The sequence below is a fragment of the Komagataeibacter sp. FNDCF1 genome, from assembly GCF_021295335.1.
Lineage (GTDB): Bacteria > Pseudomonadota > Alphaproteobacteria > Acetobacterales > Acetobacteraceae > Komagataeibacter.
Window position 1 is genome coordinate 3,152,683 of the sequence record NZ_JAIWOT010000001.1, and the last position, 19,019, is coordinate 3,171,701.

The window sequence follows — 19,019 nt, forward strand, 5'->3', positions numbered from 1 at the left end:
TCGTTGCGGGGCGCATGTTTCAGGAAATCCTGTGTCTGCGTCATGTCCAGCCGGGAGAGTGATAACCAGATGTCCGATACGTTGATTGTGCCAACCGCCGAGACCATGCTGACGGGTCTTGCCCCGGTCGAGGGTCAGGCAGGCGTGTTCCACCTTGCCGAGCCGACCAAGGAATACGGCCACCTGAATGCGGAGACCGTCCTGTCCGTCCATCACTGGACCGACCGGCTGTTCAGCTTCACCACCACGCGCGATCCCGCGCTGCGCTTCGAGAACGGCCAGTTCACGATGATCGGCATCGAGGTCGAGGGCAAGCCGCTGCTGCGCGCCTACAGCATTGCCAGCGCGAATTACGAGGACCACCTCGAATTCCTGTCCATCGCCGTGCCCGACGGGCCGCTGACCTCACGCCTGCGCCATGTGAAGGTGGGGGACAAGGTGCTGATCGGCCGCAAGCCCGTGGGCACCCTGCTGCTGGACAACCTGCGTCCGGGCCGCAACCTGTATTTCCTGTCCACCGGCACGGGGCTTGCGCCCTTCATGAGCCTGATCAAGGACCCGGAATGCTACGAACGCTACGACCACGTGATCCTGAGCCACACGGTGCGCATCTCGGGTGAACTGGCCTATTCCAACCACATCCGCCACGAACTGCCCGAGCACGAGTTCCTGGGTGAGGACGTGAGCGGCAAGCTGCTGTACTACCCCGCCGTAACGCGTGAGGAATTCGCGGTGACCGACCGCATCACCAAGCTGATCGAGACGGGCAAAATCTTTACCGACCTGAACATTCCCGAACTGGACCCCGAGCATGACCGCGTCATGATCTGCGGTTCGCCCGAAATGCTGGCCGATACGGAAAAGCTGCTGCAGGACCGTGGCTTTGACGAGGGGAACAACTCCAACCCCGGCGCCTATGTGGTGGAAAAGGCATTCGCTGAACGCTGATCCCCAAGCCCCCGGCCACACACCATGGCCGGGGTTTTTTTATTGGTCCCGCCGCATGCCAGCGCGGCGGGAGAGCCGGCGTGCGGCGTGCTGTCCCGTCCGGCCGAGACAGGATGCACAACCGGCATGAGTCATGATTTTGATCTGTTCGTAATTGGCGCGGGCTCCGGCGGGGTGCGCTGCGCGCGCATCGCGGCCAGCCACGGCGCGCGCGTGGCGGTGGCGGAAAGCCGGCACTGGGGCGGCACCTGCGTCAACCTTGGCTGCGTACCCAAGAAGCTGATGGTCCAGGCCAGCGACTATGGCGACTGGGTGGAGGACAGCCACGGCTTCGGCTGGAACACGAAGCGCGGCCAGCATGACTGGGCTGCCCTGATCGCCGCCAAGGACCGTGAGATCGAACGCCTCAACGGTATCTATGTCTCCATGCTGGAAAAGGCGGACGTGGCGCTGTTTACCGGCCATGCCACGCTGGAGGATGCGCATACCATCCGCATTGATCCCTCGCCACTGGCCCCGCAGGCACAGCCCCGCCGTGTTACGGCCGCGCGCATTGTCATTGCCGTGGGTTCCACGCCCACCGTGCCAAGAATACCGGGCGCGGAATACGCCATTTCCTCCGATCAGGCCTTCCACCTCGAGGAACGCCCCCAGCGGGTGTGCATGGTTGGCGGGGGGTATATCGGGGTGGAGTTTGCCGGCATATTCCGTGGCTTCGGTTCGGAGGTGGACCTGGTCTACCGCCAGCCCCAGCCGCTGCGCGGCTTCGATGCCGACCTGCGCCATGCCGTGCATGACGCCATCGACCTGCGTGGCATCCGCCAGCATGCAGGGGCATCGCCCACCGAAATCGGGAAACGCGCAGACGGCAGTTTTTCGGTCAGCCTTGATAATGGCACACGGATCGAAACCGACTGCGTGTTCTTCGCCACTGGCCGCCACCCCAAGATCACCCATCTGGGCCTGACGCAGGTGGGGGTTGCGATGCAGGAGAACGGGCGCGTCATCGTGGATGAAAACAGCGAGACATCCGTGCCCGGCATCTACGCCATTGGCGATGTGACCAACCGGCTGAACCTGACCCCCGTCGCCATTGCCGAAGGGCATAACCTGGCCGACCGCCTGTTTGGCGCGGCCCCGCCCCGGCAGTGGTGCTATGCCACCACGCCCAAGGCCGTGTTCTTTACCCCCACCGCCGCCAGCGTCGGCCTGACGGAGGCCGAGGCGGCGAAGGAAGGCGATGTGGATGTGTATGTCAGCCGCTTCCGCCCCATGCGCAATACGCTCAGCGGCCGTGCACAGCGCACCTTCATGAAGCTGGTGGTCGATCAGGCCACGCAGGTGGTGGTGGGCGCGCACATGCTGGGTGATGACGCGCCCGAAATCATGCAGGGCCTGGCCATCGCGGTCACGGCACGGCTGACCAAGGCGGACTGGGACCGTACCATAGGCATTCACCCCACCGCGGCGGAGGAATTCGTGACCATGCGGACGCGCACGCGCGTCACACCCCACAAGGTGGATTAAAACAGGATAAAGGCTTCCGGGCGCCGCCGTCTGTCCGGAAGCGCCACCAAAAACGGTTTCATGATTTGCAGGCCGGTCCGGGCAGCATTCAATAAAAAACCGTTGCCGGGTCTGCTCCGGCAACGGTTTTTTTTCATACAGCAGGCAGGAACGGGCCTAGCGCGGGGCCACCCAGCCATTGCCGGTGGAATCGCCAAGCTGGCCATCGCCGTTAATCCCGCTGCTCTGGTATGCGGAACCGAATTTGGACAGGTCGGTGCCGGTGACCGAGTCACGGTGCACATGTTCCAGATGGTCGGGGTCCGGCCCATGGTTCAGTTCCATGGAAGGCGCTTCCTCGTACCCGGGCGGAAGATGGTTGCGCTGGCCATGAACGGTCATTTTGTCTTCGCTCTGGCTGTTGCTGTCATCACCGCTGTCTTGCGGTGCGGCCATGGCCGTCACGCTGAACAGGCACAGCCCTGCGGACAGGGCGGTTAAGAATTTCCCACGCATCGTCGTGGCCATGATCCGTAATCCTTTTAGCTGGGCAATCACCATGCCAACCATGCGCCACAGGGGAAAGGCGTGGTCCGACAGGCCAACCATGTCAGTTTTACATATGGGTACGCTTTACCGTATTGCGACCGTCAAGGCCATGGGCGGGGCCGTTTTGTGGCCCGGATGCAACATTTTGTACGGGCATTGCGCGCCGCGATGCCGGGCCGGGGCAGAACAGGCTTTGCCATGGCGGTCTTTTTTCGACATAAAGACTGCCCTTCCGCCGCGGGTGGCGGGGACTGTCTTGTATCAAGAGGAATTAGGATCCGACCCATGAGTGCGACGCACAGCCACAGCAGTTCTTCCCGGCAGGCCTGGACGCCGGAGAGCTGGCGGTCGTTTCCGGCGCGGCAGATGCCGCGATACCCCGATGAGACGGCCCTGAGCGGCGTCGAGGCCCGCCTGCGCCGCTACCCGCCGCTGGTCTTCGCCGGGGAGGCCCGGCGCCTGCGCGCCCATCTGGCGAAGGCCGCCACCGGGCAGGCCTTCGTGCTGCAGGGCGGCGCGTGCGCCGAAAGCTTCAGTGAGTTCACCGCCGATATCGTGCGCGACACCTTCCGCGTGCTGCTGCAGATGGCGGTGGTACTGACCTTTGGCGCCAAGGTGCCGGTCATCAAGATCGGGCGCATGGCGGGGCAGTACGCCAAGCCGCGTTCGTCCGATAACGAGACGAAGGGGGGGGTGACCCTGCCGTCCTATCGCGGTGACATCATCAATGGTTCGGATTTTACGGAAGCCGCGCGCATTCCCGACCCGAAGCGCATGGAAACCGGCTACTTCCAGTCCGTCGGCACCATGAACCTGCTGCGCGCCTTCGCCAGCGGTGGCTATGCCAACCTGCATGAGGTGCATCGCTGGAACCTGGGCTTTGTCGAGCGCTCGCCGCTGGCCCAGCGTTATGGCCAGCTTGCCGAACGCATTGGCGAAACACTGGACTTCATGGCCGCCTGCGGCCTGACGGCGGCCACCACGCCGCAGATTGACGAGACCGAGTTCTATACCTCGCACGAAGCCCTGCTGCTGCCCTATGAGCAGGCGCTGACCCGTATCGATTCGACATCGGGCGAATGGTATGACTGCTCGGCCCATTTCGTATGGATCGGCGACCGTACGCGCCAGCCCGATGGCGCGCATGTGGAATTCCTGCGCGGCGTGCGCAACCCCATCGGCATCAAGGTCGGTCCCACCACCACCATCGAGGACCTTGAGCAGTTGCTCGATATCCTCAACCCGTCCGATGAAGCCGGACGCATCTCGCTCATCTCGCGCATGGGGGCGGGCAAGGTACGCGACCATCTGCCGCCGCTGCTCGAAAAAGTGATGGCTACGGGGCGCACGGTCACATGGCTGTGCGACCCCATGCACGGTAACACCAGTTCGACCTCGACGGGTGTCAAGACGCGCTCGTTCGATGCCATCCTGTCCGAGATTCACGGGTTTTTCGATGTGTTCGAGGCCGCCGGCGCCAACCCCGGCGGCGTGCATTTCGAGATGACCGGCCAGAACGTGACCGAGTGCATCGGCGGTGCCCACCGCTTGACGGAAGATGACCTTGGTGAGCGCTATGAGACTTTCTGTGACCCGCGGCTGAATGCGGAGCAGTCGCTGGAGATGGCGTTCCGTCTGGCCGAGGAGCTCAAGACCCGGATGCATCGCATGGCGGCCGGGGCACGCTAGTCCCGTCGGGACAGGAACGGAGTGACCATGACCCAGCGTGACAGGACAGCCCGTGACCGGAATGCCGGCGCGGTGGAGCACGATGTGATCGCCGCCCGCACGGATGCGTATTTCAACCGCACGCGGGCCATCGTCGAACATTTTGGCGACAGGAAGGTGACCTATGCCATTTTCCTGCGCCGTCCCGTCGTGTCTGCCCCGCGGCTTATGGTGGACTGGCTGCATGCCGTGGCGGCCGAGCGCGGGATCACGATCGAATGCGACCTCATGTTCCCCGAGGGGACATGGGTGGGCGCGGGTGAACCGCTTGCCTACGTGACCGGTTCGTTTGCACAGCTCGCGACGCTGGAGACGCTGCTGCTCCAGCGCCTTGGTCCCGCCTGTGTCGCGGCCCACAATGCCTACCAGATGGCCATGGCGCTGCCGCATGTGCGCTTCATGGCCATGGAGGCCCGGCACTGCGCGGGCTTTGGCATGCAGGAACAGATGGCCTATGCCGCCTCCGTCGGCAGCCACGCCGCCCAGAAGGAGGGCGCACTGGGCTTTATTGGTGGCGCCAATGATGCCACGGCGCATTATTTCGGCACGGCCCGGGGCCTGGGCACCATGCCGCATGCGCTGGTGGGCTATGCCGGGTCCACCCTGCGCGCCGCCGAGATGTTCCATGAGGTCTATCCGGAAATGGATCTTGTGGTGCTGGTCGATTATTTCGGGCGCGAGGTGACGGATGCGCTGGAAGTCTGCCGCCATTTTCCCGATCTTGCGGCCACAGGGCGGCTGGCCGTGCGGCTGGATACCCATGGTGGCCGCTTTCTGGAGGGGCTGGACCCGCAATCGTCCTATGACGTGCTGGAGCGTCATACGCCGGGCAGCATAAGGCGCTACCGATCGGACAAGGAACTGCGCTATCTGGTAGGCACCGGCGTGTCGGCCGCCGCCATCTGGCGCATGCGCGAGGCGCTGGACGAGGCGGGATTCGCGCATGTGCGCATCGTCGCGTCCTCGGGCTTCAGTGTTGAAAAATGCCTGAGCATGGCCGACGCCCATGCCCCGGTGGATGTGATCGGCACCGGCTCCTTCATTCCCGACCACTGGTCCGAGACCTATGCCACGGCGGATATCGTGGCCTATGACGACATGCCCCGCGTCAAGGCCGGGCGCGAGTTCCTGCTGCGCCACAACCGCGCGCGCTAGGGCACGCGGCACCGCCGCCGTTACGCGACCGTTTAACGAAAGGCTTCATCTTGTCAGAGACCATTTTTGCCCCCGAAGGGGGCTGGCGTGTGCGGATTCTGGATCTGTCGGGCGGTGCGGAAGACAATATTGTCGAGGAAGTGGGCGGCTTCCCCGATCTGATCCAGGCCAACGCCTTCGCGCGTGCCTATGTGCGCGACAGTATCGAACGCTGCCGTATGGCGGGCCTTTCCCCGGCTGATGTGCTCAAGGCGTGGTTTACCTTCGGGGAGGACGCGGAAGTGCTGGAAGCGGGCGACCAGGGCTGGCGTTCATCCAACGAACTCGATGATTTCGCGGCCCACGCGGCAACACCGATGGAGCGCGACTGGCGCGCCTTCGACCCGCGCCGCAACACGGACGATGAAGAGGCGGACTGAACGCGCCGTTTCATGGCGGGTCGGGTCATGTGCTCTCTGGTGTTCGGGGCGTAATCGCCGCATATAGGGGGCATGAAACTCCGTTTTGCGCCCAGCCCGACCGGGCTGATCCATGTCGGCAATGCGCGTCAGGCCATTGCCAATGCCCTGTTCGCCCGCCGCCACAGGGCCAGCTTCCTGCTGCGCATTGACGATACTGATCGCGGTCGCTCGAAAGAGGAATACGTGCAGGCCCTGCAGGACGACCTGCGCTGGCTGGGCATCGGCTGGGATGAATTCGTGCGCCAGTCCGACCGGCTGGAGCGTTACGCGCTGGCCATTGAAAAGCTGAAGGCAAGCGGGCGGCTTTACCCGTGCTTTGAAAGTGAGCAGGAACTCGCCTCCAAGCGTGAGGCGCGCATCCGCATGCGCAAGCCCCCGCTGTATGACCGCGCCATGCTGCGCATGACACCGCAGCAGCGTGCGCAGGCCGAAGCCAATGGCAAGGTGCCGTACTGGCGCTTCAGGCTGTCCGACCACCGTACGGTGGAATGGAACGACCTGGTCATGGGGCCGTCGCGCGTCAAGCTGCCTGCCATTTCCGACCCGGTTCTGGTGCGCGCGGATGGCACGGTGCTGTATACGCTGGCCTCTGTCGTGGATGATATGGAACTGGGCATCACCCACATCATCCGGGGTGAGGACCATGTGACCAATACCGGCGTGCAGATTGACATCGCGGAAGCACTGGGCGCGAAACGCAACCAGTTTACTTTTGCCCACCTGCCGCTTCTGCTGGATGAAGGTGGTGGCAAGCTGTCCAAGCGGTTTGATGGACTGTCGATTCGCGCGCTCAGGCAGGACGGGATCGAGCCTTCGGCCATCGTCTCCTATCTCGCCCGGCTTGGCAGCGCCGATGACCCGGAACCGCTGTCGTTCGATGAACTGGCCAGAAGCTACGATCTCGGTCGTGTCTCACGCTCCGCCGCGCGGTTCGACATGCGCCAGCTGCTGGGGCTGAACCGTCGCGTCATGCACGCCATGCCGTTTGAGGAAATCCGCACGCGCCTGCCCGAAGGGGCTACCGAAGCCTTCTGGCTTGCGGTGCGGGGCAATGTGGACATGGCGGGCGAACTGCGCCACTGGTGGGATGTCATGGCCGGCGGGATCGTGCCCCCGGTCATTGATGAAGCGGATCGTCCCTTCCTGCTGCAGGCGCTGGAGTCGCTGCCTGCGGAACCGTGGGATGGCACGACATGGAAGGCATGGACCGCCGCCGTGAAAGAGGCCACAGGCCGCACGGGCCGCGCCCTGTTCCACCCGCTGCGCCTGGCGCTGACGGGGGAGGACAGCGGGCCGGAAATGCGCGACCTGCTGCCGCTCATGGGCCGGGCGCGCGTGGCTGACCGGCTGCAGATCGCAGCGCGCTGATATAAAAAGGCCCGGTTCCGTACCGGGCCTTTTTTCAACGGAAAGACGTTTTTGGTGGAGCTTTTTTCAAGAAGCTTCGTAGAAGGCCGCCTTTTTAAAAGAAGGCGGCGCCCGAAAAACCTTTATTCTTTTCCGGTAACCTTCTTACCGCTTGTCACCCTGTCGCGCCTTGCGCCCGCGTGAAAGCTCGGTCACCACGCCATGCAGCGTGCGCAGTTCCTGCTCCGTCACCTCGCCACGCAGGAAGAAGTGGCGCAGGTTGCGCACCATGCCCGCGCGCTTCTGTTCATTGCGCAGGAAGCCGCAGTCATCCAGATCGGTAATCAGGTGGCGCATGAAGTTGTCGAGTTCGCCACGGGTGGCCACATGCGTCTCGTTGGTCATGAGGGTGCGGGGCTGGGTCTGGTCCTCCGTCATCCACCACTCATAAGCCATGATCATCACCGCCTGCGCCAGGTTGAGCGACATGAATGCGGGATTGAGCGGGTAGCGGATCAGCGCATCGGCGCGCGCCATGTCCTCGTTATCCAGTCCCGCGCGTTCGGGGCCGAACATCAGCCCGACCTTCAGGCCGCGATCCGTCATCTCGCGCAGTTCCGCAGCACCGCCGCGCGCGGTCAGCACCGGCTTGACGATATGGCGCGGGCGCGGGCAGGTGGCAAAGACATGGTGCAGGTCGGCCACCGCATCATCCACCGTGTCGAACACCTGTGCGGATTCAAGAATGCGGTCGGCCCCCGACGCGCTGCGCCATGCGCGCTCAAGCGGCCAGCCATCACGTGGTGCGACAAGGCGCATGTGGAACAGCCCGCCATTGGCCATGGCGCGGGCCGTGGTGCCGATGTTCTCGGCCATCTGGGGCCGGACAAGGATCACGACCGGGCTGTTGCCAATGGGGCCGATATCCGCCCCGCCGTCACGGCCGGTCATGCCTGCCTCCATGTCGTGCCCTGCGGGCCGTCTTCCAGCACGATTCCCTGTGCGGCAAGGTCATTGCGGATTTCATCGGCGCGGGCAAAGTCACGCGCCTTGCGGGCGGCCAGCCGTTCTGCAATCAGGCGTTCGATATGCGCCGGGTCCACCTTCGCGCCACCACGGAACCATGCTTCCGGCGTGTCGTTCAGCAGGCCGATCAGGTTGCCCGCCGCCTTCAGTTGCGCCGCGGCCATGCTGTCCCCCGCCATGGCGGCATCGGCCAGTGCGTGCATTTCCGCCAGCGCGCGGGGCGTGTTCAGGTCATCGCACAGCACCTGTACCACGCTGTCAGGCGCGGGCACGGTGTCCTGCATCGGATCAAGGTTTTCCAGCGCACGGTAGAAGCGGCCGAGCATCTGACGCGCCTCCTCCAGCCCCTCACGCGTGAAATTCAGTACCGAGCGGTACTGCGCGCGCAGCAGCAGCAGGCGCAGGGCCTCGGCGGGCGTGTCACGCAGCACGTCGCGCACGGTCAGGAAGTTGCCGAGGGATTTCGACATCTTCTCCCCGTTCACCAGCAGCATGGCGTTATGCACCCAGTGGTTGGCGAAGTGACCATGCGGGTGGCAGCACATGCTCTGCGCGCGCTCGTTCTCATGGTGGGGAAACAGCAGGTCCGATCCGCCGCCATGGATATCGAAGCTTTCGCCCAGATAACGGTGTGACATGGCGGAACATTCGATATGCCAGCCCGGCCGCCCCCGGCCCCACGGGCTGTCCCAGCCCGGTGTCTGGTCATCGGACGGCTTCCACAGCACGAAATCACCGGGATCACGCTTGTAAGGAGCAACCTCCACCCGGGCGCCAGCAATCAGGTCATCAGGCGTCCGGCCCGACAGCGCACCGTAGGACGGGTAGGTATTCACCGCGAACAGCACATGGCCTTCTGCTTCGTAGGCATGGCCACCTGCGATCAGGCGGGCGATCATGTCCTGCATCTCGCCAATATGGTGGGTCGCGCGTGGTTCCACATCTGGCGGCAGGATGGAAACGGCGGCCAGGTCTTCATGGAAATCGGCAATGGTGCGTGCGGTCAGGTCGGCGATGGATTCGCCACTGGCATGGGCGCGGGCGTTGATCTTGTCATCCACGTCCGTGATGTTGCGCACGTAGGTCACGCGCTTGTACAGGTGGCGCAGCAGGCGCACCAGCACATCCGCCGTGAGCATGGCGCGCAGGTTGCCGATATGCGCCAGGTCATAGACCGTGGGGCCGCAGTAATAGACCCGTACGTTATCGGGTGCCAGCGGGACGAAGGGAACGGTGCTGCGCGTCCTGCTGTCATGCAGGTGCAAACGGGGCTGTGTGTCGGACATGATGCGCCTAGATGCGACAGACTGGCAGGGGGACGCAATAGTTCATCTGCACCCGCCCCGCCGGGGTGGCCGGTCAGCCGATTTCCTGGCCGATCTGCTTGATGTCATGGAACGTCAACTCCGGGTTTCCTTCCGCCGTGCGCTTCATCATGAACGCGGATGAGGCAAGGAAGACCGGGTCGCCATCAATATCATCCGCCATGGCCGTGCGGTTAGCCATGCAGAAGGCTTCCAGCCTGTCACGCGGGCCGGTGACCCAGCGGGCAAGGTTGTACGGCGTCGATTCGAAGCCGATCGCCACCCCGTATTCCCCCTTCAGCCGCGACTGAAGCACGTCAAGCTGCAGCGTGCCGACCACGCCCACGATCGGTGGCGCGCCATCCTGCGGGCGGAACAGCTGGACCACGCCTTCTTCCGCCAGTTCGGTCAGGGCCTGCCGCAGCTTCTTGGCCTTCATCGCATCATCCAGCCGCACGCGGCGCAGGATTTCGGGGGCGAAGTAGGGTACGCCGGTAAAGCGCAGGTCCTCGCCCTCGGTCAGCGTATCGCCAATGCGCAGCGTGCCATGGTTGGGAATGCCCACCACGTCGCCCGCGAATGCTTCCTCGGCCAGCTGGCGGTCACGGGCAAAGAAGAACTGCGGGGTGTGCAGCGCGAACTGCTTGCCAATGCGCACATGCTTGAGCCGCATGCCGCGCTGCAGTTTGCCCGAGCAGATGCGGGCAAAGGCCATGCGGTCGCGGTGGTTGGGGTCCATGTTGGCCTGGATCTTGAACACCAGCGCGGTCAGGGCGGGTTCATCGGCGCGCACGCTGCGGGTTTCGGTCGCCTGGTCACGCGGCGGCGGCCCGAAGGCGGCCAGCGCGTCCAGCAGGTCGGTCACGCCGATTTCCTTCATCGCACTACCGAAGAACACCGGTGTCAGGTGCCCCGCGTTGAAGCTTTCCAGGTCGAATTCCGGCAAGGCGGCCTCGACCAGTTCCAGTTCCTCGCCCAGCTGCACCATGCGCGGGTCGGACTGGTCCAGCGGTTCGCTCACGTGCAGTTCACGGCTGCGGATGTCATAGGTGCCGACGAATTTGGCGGCACGGCCCACCGGCCATGTGGCGGGCGAGACATCCAGCGCCAGCGAGGACGAAATTTCATCGAGCAGGGCAAACGGGTCCTGCGCCTCACGGTCCATCTTGTTGATGAAGGTGACGATGGGAATGTCGCGCAGGCGGCAGATCTCGAACAGCTTGCGGGTCCGGGCCTCGATGCCCTTGGCGGCGTCGATCACCATCACCGCCGCATCCACCGCCGTCAGCGTGCGGTAGGTATCTTCCGAGAAGTCTTCATGGCCCGGCGTGTCGAGCAGGTTGAAGATGCAGCCGCCATATTCGAACGTCATGACCGATGTCACGACGGAAATGCCGCGGTCGCGCTCGATGCCCATCCAGTCCGAACGCGTGCGCCGCCGTTCGCCCTTGGCCCGCACGTTGCCCGCCATCTGGATCGCGCCACCGGCGCGCAGGATGCGTTCGGTCAGCGTGGTCTTGCCCGCATCGGGGTGGGAGATGATGGCGAATGTGCGCCGCCGGGTAATTTCGGCGGCAAGGGCGGTATCGGCTGCGGTGGCGGTCACGGTCTTGTCCATTCCTGCGGCTGGCCCGGCGGAAGGGAGGGGGAAGCGGGCAGGGGCCAGAAACGCGGACGCCGGACGCGGGGACAAAACCCCACGCCCGGCGTCACGCCTGCCCGGTTCCGGGACTTGATCAGCGAGAGTAGAATTCGATGACCAGGTTCGGTTCCATCTGGACCGGATACGGAACGTCCGACAGCTTGGGGCTGCGCAGGAAGGAGCCCTTCATCTGGCGGTGGTCCACTTCCAGGTATTCCGGCACGTCGCGCTCGCCGCTCTGGGCCGCATCCAGCACGATGGCCAGCTGCTTGGACTTCTCGCGCACTTCGATCACGTCACCATCACGCACCAGGTAGGAGGGGATGTTGACCTTGCGGCCGTTGACCGTGATGTGGCCGTGGCTGATAAACTGACGTGCCGCGAACGGGGTGATCGCGAACTTCAGGCGGTAGACAACCGCATCCAGCCGGCGCTCCAGCAGGTCGATCAGGTTTTCGGAGGTGTCACCCTTGCGGCGGACGGCCTCGTCATAATACTTGCGGAACTGCTTTTCGCCGATGTTGCCGTAGTAGCCCTTCAGCTTCTGCTTGGCCATCAGCTGCACGGAGAAGTCGGAAGGCTTCTGCTTGCGGCGCTGGCCATGCTGGCCGGGACCATATTCGCGCTTGTTGACCGGGGACTTCGCACGGCCCCACAGGTTCACGCCAAGGCGGCGATTGATCTTGTACTTGCTCTCAAGGCGCTTGCTCATCTGCGCGCTCTCTCTTCATTCATCTGCATGGCGGCGGACGGGCCGCATCCATGGTGTTGCACCGGTAGGTCCTGTTCCTCATGAACAGGGCGGGCGCGCTCCGTATTACTGGCACCGGGGAGCAATCACCCATGGGCACCAGCCGGATCGTCCACGTTCCCGGCAGTCGGGCGCATATAGAAGTCCTGCCCGCTCCTGTCAATCTCCACCGTAGGGTCTGCCGCGTGGCAAAACTCTGTATCGCACCGGCAGCCGCCTTTGTTATGAAGCAGGAACCGGGATGGCACGGGCCAGCAGGGACAGGAGGATTACACATGGATACGTCATTTACGCAGCGCTGGGGGCTGTTCGTGGGGCTGGGGGCGATTTCCTTCGGCCTTGGCATCGTGGCGTGGGTAGATGCACTGGCCGTCTCGCTTGCCAGCACCATCCTGCTTGGCGTGCTGCTGTTCGTGGCGGGTACGGTGCAGCTCGTGCACGCCTTCGTGGTGCGTGACTGGAGCGGGCGGCTCATGTCCATCCTGGGTGGTGCGCTTTATATACTGGCAGGCACCATGATGATGGAGGAACCGGCCACGGGTTCCATGGTCATTACCCTGTTTATTGCCGCCTGCCTTGCGGTGTCGGGCATCGGGCGCATCATCATGGCGTTCCAGCAGCGTGGCCTGCAGGGCTGGTGGCTGATCCTGCTGGGGGGTGTCATCAGCCTGCTGGTGGGCGTGTGCCTGTATGCCACCCTGCCGTGGTCGGGGCTATGGCTGATCGGCACGTTCGTGGCCGTTGAACTGATCGCGGCGGGCATCGGCTGGATCCAGTTCGGCCTGGCGCTGCGCCAGGCGGTCTACATCCCGCCCGCGAACTGAGCGGCGAGCCTGCGGTTGACCGGATTGTCCGCCGTAACGCCCAGCAGGGTGCGCAGGTCATTGGCGTTCATCTGCGCCTCAAATCCTGGGTGGCCGGGCTGGAACAGCATCGCGGCAGACAGCGGGCCGACCATGACCGGGTCGAAGCCAGCGTCATGGATCAGCCAGCCCGCCGTGTACAGGGCCTGCAGCACATCCCCCGCCATGGGCAGCGCCAGGCGGGGGGGGGTGCGCCAGGTCTGGGCTGCAAGTGTCGTCATGTCTTCCGAATTGAAGCACCGGACAACGGAGGCGGACGGAAACAGGGACTGGGTGGTGATGCCCGCCCCGTTCTTCTGGGCCAGGCGGCCGATCTTGCCGTCACGCCAGCCATAGGGATTGGTGGCATCGATCAGCGGCTTGTCGCCAATGGTCGCACCGATGGTGTGCCCCAGCACCGGCAGGGCGCCATAGGGTACGGCCAGCACCACGGCATCCCCGAATTTCGCGGCTTCCTGCACCGTGCCGGAACGGGCGAGCGGATAGAGTTCGGATGCAAGCCTGTTCGCGGCTTCCTTCTTTATGTCGGCAAACATGATCTGGTGGCCCGAGCGGTTCCATAAATGGCCCAGCGTGCTGCCGACATGGCCCGCCCCGATCATGCCGATGCGCAGCGGCCTGCCCGCACGCGCCGCAACCGGCAGGGCCGTGGGCAGGAGCGTGGCAAGCAGGGCGGTCAGGCCCTGTCGGCGGGTCAGTTTCAGGGCTGGCATGCATCTCTCCTGTTCTGGCGGTATGTGGTAGTATGGCACGTCATGGCCAGATCCGCAGTTTGGTTCTTTGCCGACCTGCCGGTATATGGCACAGACTTGGCTGAAGCAGGAGTACAGCGTCAATGACCGATACCCCCGATCAGGACAGCACTGTCGTCGCGCAATCCGCCGTGCCTGCTGGCGTGGAGCATCCCGAACAGGCACTGCATGAAGCCGTGCAGACGGACGAAGCCGCCAGTGCCGCGACGCATATTCCCGATTCCGGCCCGCTGCCCGATGCGCAGGAGCATGTGGTCACGACCGACCATGATGCCGTGGCCACGACACCCCAGGCCGCCGCCGCCGCTGCTGGCATGGACCCGGCCTTCATGCCGTACAAGGAACTGTTCCAGCTCATGGGGGCGGTGGTGTTCGTGATGATCGTACTGATGGTAGGGGTCAGCGCCATGCACGATTCCGGGATCTGGCCCGAATAGGCCCGGCGCGGGTTCAGGGCAGGGACAGGCGTACCGAGACCGGGCAGTGGTCGGACAGGCGGATGGCATCCTCGTGCCCGCCAGTACCATAGAGCATCACGCGCAGGCTGTCCGGTTGCAGCCATGCGCGCGCGGGGCCACCGAGCAGGATATGGTCGATGAAATAGCTGCCGCCTGCGCAGGGACTTGCGTGCCCCGCGGTTGCAAGCGTGAGCGGGCCACTACTGGCAAGGCTGCGCAGCGCCGGGTCATCAGGGGCAAGCAGGCGGTTGAAATCACCGATGACCGCAAAGGCCTCGCCTTCATCCTGCCGTTCCAGGATCCAGTCCGTGATGACGGCAATCTGCCGCAGTAGTGTATGGCAGGCCGGCTTGCGGCTGTCGGGCCCCGAATCGCGACATCCGGCCTTGAGATGCACCACCAGCACGCGCAGGCTGTCCGCCCCCGTGCCGATGCTGACATCCAGTCCCGAACGGAGATGGCGCGGCGCATCGGGCGGATAGACATCCAGCGCCGTGACATCCGCATGCCGCGTCACCGCCAGCCCCGTGCGAATGGCAAGAGCGACCTTCTGCACCACAGGGTCATGGGAGACAAGGATATGGTAGCCCGGCGCGGGAAACAGCCGGGCGGCCAGTTCCGGGCTGTCCACTTCCTCCAGCGCCGCGATATCGGGTGCCAGGCGGCGGGCATAGGCCGCCAGCCGCTCCAGTTCCGCCGCCGTACGGGGGGTGACATCGGCGGGCAGGGCGGCATCGCCCTGCGGGCGGGTGGTCAGCCAGTCCAGATTCCATGTGGAAAGCCTGATATCCCCCCGCGCGACCGCGGCGGCAGGCGGAAGCAGCAGGCCAAGGATGACGGGCAGGCAGCAGGCCACCCGCCATCCGGTCATGGTTTCAGGCCGTGGGCGGGCTGTCGTCCTGCTGGGCACGCAGCTGGGCGATGGCTTCATCCACATGGATGAAACGGCGCGATGTTTCATCCAGCACCACAACTTCCCCACTGGCGATATCATAGAACCATCCCTGCAACGTCAGGGTGCCACGGGCAAGCCCCGCCGCCACGGCGGGGTGGGTGCGCAGGTGGGCGATCTGGAGCTGTACGTTCTGCTCCGACAGGCTGCGCACGGTGGCCGGGCCTGCATCCGATGCTTCCAGCACGGCGCGCGCGGCCTCGGCATTGCGCAGCCAGCTTGCCACGGTGGGCATCTTGCCCAGATTGGCGGCCTCGGGGTCGAGCAGCGCCTTCATCGCGCCGCAGTTGGAATGGCCACATACGATGATGTGCGAAACCTTGAGCGCGCTGACCGCATATTCAATGGCCGATGATACGCCGCCCAGCATTTCCCCATAGGCGGGGACGATATTGCCGATGTTGCGCAGCACGAACAGGTCACCCGGTCGGGTCTGGGTAATCATGCTGGGGTTTACCCGGCTGTCGGCGCAGGCAATGAACAGCGTATCGGGGGACTGGCTGTTGGCAAGGCTTGCAAACAGGTCGCGGTTCTGCGGAAAGACTTCGGTATTGAAGCGCTCAACACCATGCAGCAGGTCGATCAGCGTATCCCGGGCGGTATTGGTAGCGGCCATTATAAAATCCTGTCACACGAATGTCCGGACACGGGGAAAGCCATGATCCGCACCACCATTGCGGTACAATGCGGTACCCCGGACGATATCCAGCTTCCCCTGTATCATGAAAACCCCCATCAGTCCCAACAGTTTCTGGATGAACTGATTTGGAAATACTATGTAACCGCGATATAATTAAGGAATATTCATTTACTATATTGTAGTATTCATGTGCCTGACAGTGGGGTGTACAGCACAACGGCGCGCCTGGGCGCGCCGTTGGCGGATGAAAACCCGTATGGGGCAGGGCGGCCGGCCTAACCGGCAGCACCCTGCTGCAGGGCGGTACGCACGGCTTCCAGCGCTGCGTCCACCTTGCTGATATCGGGGCCACCAGCCTGCGCCATGTCGCGCCGGCCCCCGCCACCCTTGCCATCCATGGCGGCACTGGCCGCGCGCACCAGTGCCACGGCATCGACCTTTTCACTCAGGTCGGCGGTTGCGGCGACCACGATGCTGCCCTTGCCATCGGCAGTGGAAATCAGGGCAATCACGCCGGAACCGATTTCCTTGCGCAACGAATCCGCCAGCGGCTTGAGTTCCTTGGGCGGCAGTTCACCCACGTTGCGGGCGTCGAGCCGGATGCCATTCACTTCCACAATGCTGCTGGCGGCCTGGCTGCCGGATGCCAGCTTGCGCTGCAGGTCCGAAATCTGGCGTTCCATCACCTTGCGCTCTTCCAGCAGCACGGCAAGACGTTCCGGTGCTTCGGCCGGGGGCACGCGCAGCATGGCGGCAACCTGATTGAGGCGCTCCTCGGTGGCGATGGTGATGTTTTCCGCCGACCGGCCGGTCACGGCCTCGATCCGCCGCACGCCGGATGATACACCGCTTTCCGATGTGATGCGGAACAGCCCGATATCCCCCGTGCGGCGGACATGCGTGCCGCCACACAGTTCGATCGACCAGGCGGCGCGCCCTTCCTCGGGGCCACCCATGGAGACCACGCGGACCTCATCGCCATATTTTTCACCAAACAGGGCCATCGCGCCCTCTTCAATGGCTTCGTCGGGTGTCATGTGGCGGGTGGTGACGTCCGTGTTCTCACGGATGCGGGCATTCACTTCGGCTTCGACATCCGCCAGTTCCTCGGGGGTTATGGGGCGGGGCTGGCTTACGTCAAAGCGCAGGCGGTCCGGTGCGTTCAGGCTGCCTTTCTGGGTGACGTGCGCGCCCAGACGGCGGCGCAGGGCCTCATGCAGCAGATGGGTTGCGGAGTGGTGCGCGCGGATGGCGGTGCGGCGGGTGTGATCGACCTGCGCCGTGACCGCCATGCCCGGCTTTACCGTACCTTCGATGACCGTGCCGTAATGTACCAGCAGGTCGCCCAGTTTCTTCTGCGTATCGGTAATGGCGATGTGCAGGCCGGGGGCCGTGATGGTGCCGGTATCGCCCACCTGGCCGCCGCTTTCACCATAAAAGGGTGTCTGGTTGAGCAGCAGGGCCACCTTCGTGCCGGGGCCGGCACTTTCCACCTGCGCGTTGTCCACGACCACGCCCTGGACTTCGGCGTCCGATGTCTCGGTGGTGTAGCCAAGGAATTCGGTGGCGCCGAAGGCGTCTCGCGCCTCGAACCACACGGTCTCGGTCGCGCTGTCGCCCGAACCGCTCCAGGCGGCGCGGGCGCGCTTGCGCTGCACGTCCATGGCTTCGTTGAAGCCCGCCACATCCACGTTGTGGCTGGTGCCGCGCAGGGCGTCCTGTGTCAGGTCAAGCGGGAAGCCGAACGTATCATACAGCTTGAAGGCAACGGCACCTGGCAGCGGTGCGCCATCGCCAAGGCGTTCCGTCTCGTCCGCCAGCAGCGACAGCCCGCGGTCGAGCATCGCCTTGAAGCGCTCTTCCTCCCCCTTCATCGTCCCTTCGATCAGGGCGCGGGCGTGGATCAGTTCGGGATAGGCCTCGCCCATCTGCCGGATCAGCGCGGGAACCAGCTTGTAGAAAGTCGGCTCCGTCGTGCCCATCATGTGCAGGTGGCGCATGGCACGGCGCATGATGCGGCGCAGCACGTAGCCACGGCCGTCCTTGGACGGCAGCACGCCATCGGCGATCAGGAAGGAGGTGGAGCGCAGGTGGTCGGCCACCACGCGGTGACTGGCATTGAACGGCCCGTCCGGGTCCTGACCCGTCACCTCGGCGGAAGCCAGGATCAGCGCGCGGAAGGTATCGGTATCATAATTGTCGCGCTTGCCCTGCAGGATGGCGGCAAAGCGTTCCAGCCCGAGCCCGGTGTCGATGGACGGGCGCGGCAGGGGCGAACGGGTGCCGGGCGGGTTCTCGAAATACTGCATGAACACGAGGTTCCAGATCTCGGTAAACCGGTCGCCGTCCTCATCGGGGGAGCCGGGGGGACCACCGGCCACGTCGGGGCCATGGTCATAGAAGATCTCGGAGCACGGGCCACACGGGCCGGTATCGCCCATGCGCCAGAAATTGTCGGCAGTTGGAATGCGGATGATCCGGTCATCCGACAGGCCCGCGATCCTGCGCCACAGGCCGGCTGCTTCCTCATCATCGGCATAGACGGTGGCCAGCAGCTTTTCCCTGGGCAGGCCAAAGGTGCCGGTGACCAGCTTCCATGCCAGTTCGATGGCTTCCGCCTTGAAATAATCCCCGAACGAGAAATTGCCCATCATCTCGAAAAACGTGTGATGGCGGGCGGTATAGCCCACATTGTCCAGGTCGTTGTGCTTGCCGCCCGCGCGCACGACCTTCTGGGCCGTTGTGGCGCGGGAATAGGGACGTGTTTCCTGCCCGGTGAACACGTTCTTGAACTGCACCATACCAGCATTGGTAAACAGCAGTGTCGGATCGTTATGTGGCACCAAGGACGAGGACGGCACGATCTGATGCCCGTTCCCCGCAAAATAATCGAGGAAGGTGGCACGAATGTCGTTTGTTGTGGGCATGGCGGGAAAC

Annotated in this window: 17 protein-coding genes; 8 read left to right on the forward strand and 9 right to left on the reverse strand. The window is 64.2% G+C overall.

The window, feature by feature from the left end:
- Positions 1 to 69: 69 nt before the first annotated feature.
- Both LDL32_RS14830 and gorA read left to right on the forward strand, forming a co-directional pair.
- Positions 70 to 948: a ferredoxin--NADP reductase gene (locus LDL32_RS14830; protein WP_233068157.1), complete on the forward strand. Its 879-nt coding sequence runs from the start codon at positions 70 to 72 to the stop codon at positions 946 to 948.
- Positions 949 to 1,074: 126 nt separating this feature from the next.
- Positions 1,075 to 2,475 carry a glutathione-disulfide reductase gene (gene gorA / locus LDL32_RS14835; protein ID WP_233068159.1) on the forward strand — a complete coding sequence of 467 codons (1,401 nt, stop codon included), beginning with the start codon at positions 1,075 to 1,077 and terminating at the stop codon, positions 2,473 to 2,475.
- Positions 2,476 to 2,631: 156 nt separating this feature from the next.
- Here the strand turns inward: gorA and LDL32_RS14840 are convergent, their stop codons facing one another.
- Positions 2,632 to 2,982: a hypothetical protein gene (locus tag LDL32_RS14840; RefSeq protein ID WP_233068161.1), complete on the reverse strand. Its 351-nt coding sequence runs from the start codon at positions 2,980 to 2,982 to the stop codon at positions 2,632 to 2,634.
- Between the two features lie 306 nt (positions 2,983 to 3,288).
- Between LDL32_RS14840 and LDL32_RS14845 the strand changes: the two genes are divergently transcribed.
- The 4 genes from LDL32_RS14845 (at position 3,289) to gltX (ending at position 7,715) form a co-directional block, all read left to right on the forward strand.
- Positions 3,289 to 4,692 carry a class II 3-deoxy-7-phosphoheptulonate synthase gene (locus LDL32_RS14845; protein WP_233068163.1) on the forward strand — a complete coding sequence of 468 codons (1,404 nt, stop codon included), beginning with the start codon at positions 3,289 to 3,291 and terminating at the stop codon, positions 4,690 to 4,692.
- A gap of 27 nt (positions 4,693 to 4,719) precedes the next feature.
- Positions 4,720 to 5,886, forward strand: coding sequence for a nicotinate phosphoribosyltransferase (locus LDL32_RS14850; RefSeq protein ID WP_233068165.1), 1,167 nt, complete (start codon positions 4,720 to 4,722; stop codon positions 5,884 to 5,886).
- A gap of 50 nt (positions 5,887 to 5,936) precedes the next feature.
- Positions 5,937 to 6,305, forward strand: a complete 369-nt coding sequence (locus LDL32_RS14855; protein ID WP_233068167.1) for a hypothetical protein — start codon at positions 5,937 to 5,939, stop codon at positions 6,303 to 6,305.
- Positions 6,306 to 6,377: 72 nt separating this feature from the next.
- Positions 6,378 to 7,715: a glutamate--tRNA ligase gene (gltX, locus tag LDL32_RS14860; RefSeq protein ID WP_233068168.1), complete on the forward strand. Its 1,338-nt coding sequence runs from the start codon at positions 6,378 to 6,380 to the stop codon at positions 7,713 to 7,715.
- Positions 7,716 to 7,859: 144 nt separating this feature from the next.
- Here gltX and LDL32_RS14865 read toward each other — a convergent pair whose 3' ends face one another.
- The 4 genes from LDL32_RS14865 to rpsD form a co-directional block, all read right to left on the reverse strand.
- Entirely contained in the window at positions 7,860 to 8,645 is a 786-nt protein-coding gene (locus tag LDL32_RS14865; protein WP_233068169.1) for an RNA methyltransferase, read from the reverse strand.
- Positions 8,642 to 10,006, reverse strand: a complete 1,365-nt coding sequence (cysS, locus tag LDL32_RS14870) for a cysteine--tRNA ligase (RefSeq protein ID WP_233068170.1) — start codon at positions 10,004 to 10,006, stop codon at positions 8,642 to 8,644. Before cysS ends, LDL32_RS14865 begins: the two co-directional genes overlap by 4 nt.
- A gap of 73 nt (positions 10,007 to 10,079) precedes the next feature.
- On the reverse strand, positions 10,080 to 11,642 hold the full coding sequence (locus LDL32_RS14875; protein ID WP_233068171.1) for a peptide chain release factor 3: 1,563 nt from the start codon (positions 11,640 to 11,642) through the stop codon (positions 10,080 to 10,082).
- A 118-nt stretch (positions 11,643 to 11,760) separates the two neighbouring features.
- Positions 11,761 to 12,378 (reverse strand): 30S ribosomal protein S4, encoded by a 618-nt coding sequence (rpsD, locus tag LDL32_RS14880; protein WP_007399117.1) that lies wholly within the window; start codon positions 12,376 to 12,378, stop codon positions 11,761 to 11,763.
- Positions 12,379 to 12,692: 314 nt separating this feature from the next.
- On the opposite strand from rpsD, the gene LDL32_RS14885 reads away from it, so the two are divergent.
- Complete coding sequence (locus LDL32_RS14885; RefSeq protein ID WP_233068172.1) at positions 12,693 to 13,241, forward strand: HdeD family acid-resistance protein; 549 nt, start codon at positions 12,693 to 12,695, stop codon at positions 13,239 to 13,241.
- Here the strand turns inward: LDL32_RS14885 and LDL32_RS14890 are convergent.
- Positions 13,220 to 13,993 (reverse strand): NADPH-dependent F420 reductase, encoded by a 774-nt coding sequence (locus tag LDL32_RS14890; RefSeq protein WP_233068173.1) that lies wholly within the window; start codon positions 13,991 to 13,993, stop codon positions 13,220 to 13,222. The two genes, LDL32_RS14885 and LDL32_RS14890, sit on opposite strands and share 22 nt — an antisense overlap.
- Positions 13,994 to 14,115: 122 nt before the next feature.
- Between LDL32_RS14890 and LDL32_RS14895 the strand changes: the two genes are divergently transcribed.
- Positions 14,116 to 14,469 (forward strand): hypothetical protein, encoded by a 354-nt coding sequence (locus LDL32_RS14895; protein WP_233068174.1) that lies wholly within the window; start codon positions 14,116 to 14,118, stop codon positions 14,467 to 14,469.
- Positions 14,470 to 14,482: 13 nt separating this feature from the next.
- Here LDL32_RS14895 and LDL32_RS14900 read toward each other — a convergent pair whose 3' ends face one another.
- The 3 genes from LDL32_RS14900 to alaS all read right to left on the reverse strand — a co-directional run bounded on the left by LDL32_RS14900 (position 14,483) and on the right by alaS (position 19,009).
- Positions 14,483 to 15,361: an endonuclease/exonuclease/phosphatase family protein gene (locus LDL32_RS14900; protein WP_233068176.1), complete on the reverse strand. Its 879-nt coding sequence runs from the start codon at positions 15,359 to 15,361 to the stop codon at positions 14,483 to 14,485.
- 4 nt (positions 15,362 to 15,365) lie between these two features.
- Entirely contained in the window at positions 15,366 to 16,058 is a 693-nt protein-coding gene (locus LDL32_RS14905) for a carbonic anhydrase (RefSeq protein WP_233068177.1), read from the reverse strand.
- Between the two features lie 299 nt (positions 16,059 to 16,357).
- A complete protein-coding gene (alaS, locus tag LDL32_RS14910) occupies positions 16,358 to 19,009 on the reverse strand; it encodes an alanine--tRNA ligase (RefSeq protein WP_233068179.1) in 2,652 nt (883 codons plus the stop codon).
- Positions 19,010 to 19,019: the final 10 nt, after the last annotated feature.

What these genes read in the sequence shown, in the direction of transcription:
- LDL32_RS14830 (WP_233068157.1), top strand. Translation starts at nt 70, where the DNA reads ATGTCCGATACGTTGATTGTGCCAACCGCCGAGACCATGCTGACGGGT.
- gorA (WP_233068159.1), top strand. Translation starts at nt 1,075, where the DNA reads ATGAGTCATGATTTTGATCTGTTCGTAATTGGCGCGGGCTCCGGCGGG.
- LDL32_RS14840 (WP_233068161.1), bottom strand. Translation starts at nt 2,982, where the DNA reads ATGGCCACGACGATGCGTGGGAAATTCTTAACCGCCCTGTCCGCAGGG.
- LDL32_RS14845 (WP_233068163.1), top strand. Translation starts at nt 3,289, where the DNA reads ATGAGTGCGACGCACAGCCACAGCAGTTCTTCCCGGCAGGCCTGGACG.
- LDL32_RS14850 (WP_233068165.1), top strand. Translation starts at nt 4,720, where the DNA reads ATGACCCAGCGTGACAGGACAGCCCGTGACCGGAATGCCGGCGCGGTG.
- gltX (WP_233068168.1), top strand. Translation starts at nt 6,378, where the DNA reads ATGAAACTCCGTTTTGCGCCCAGCCCGACCGGGCTGATCCATGTCGGC.
- LDL32_RS14865 (WP_233068169.1), bottom strand. Translation starts at nt 8,645, where the DNA reads ATGACCGGCCGTGACGGCGGGGCGGATATCGGCCCCATTGGCAACAGC.
- cysS (WP_233068170.1), bottom strand. Translation starts at nt 10,006, where the DNA reads ATGTCCGACACACAGCCCCGTTTGCACCTGCATGACAGCAGGACGCGC.
- LDL32_RS14875 (WP_233068171.1), bottom strand. Translation starts at nt 11,642, where the DNA reads ATGGACAAGACCGTGACCGCCACCGCAGCCGATACCGCCCTTGCCGCC.
- rpsD (WP_007399117.1), bottom strand. Translation starts at nt 12,378, where the DNA reads ATGAGCAAGCGCCTTGAGAGCAAGTACAAGATCAATCGCCGCCTTGGC.
- LDL32_RS14885 (WP_233068172.1), top strand. Translation starts at nt 12,693, where the DNA reads ATGGATACGTCATTTACGCAGCGCTGGGGGCTGTTCGTGGGGCTGGGG.
- LDL32_RS14890 (WP_233068173.1), bottom strand. Translation starts at nt 13,993, where the DNA reads ATGCCAGCCCTGAAACTGACCCGCCGACAGGGCCTGACCGCCCTGCTT.
- LDL32_RS14895 (WP_233068174.1), top strand. Translation starts at nt 14,116, where the DNA reads ATGACCGATACCCCCGATCAGGACAGCACTGTCGTCGCGCAATCCGCC.
- LDL32_RS14900 (WP_233068176.1), bottom strand. Translation starts at nt 15,361, where the DNA reads ATGACCGGATGGCGGGTGGCCTGCTGCCTGCCCGTCATCCTTGGCCTG.
- LDL32_RS14905 (WP_233068177.1), bottom strand. Translation starts at nt 16,058, where the DNA reads ATGGCCGCTACCAATACCGCCCGGGATACGCTGATCGACCTGCTGCAT.
- alaS (WP_233068179.1), bottom strand. Translation starts at nt 19,009, where the DNA reads ATGCCCACAACAAACGACATTCGTGCCACCTTCCTCGATTATTTTGCG.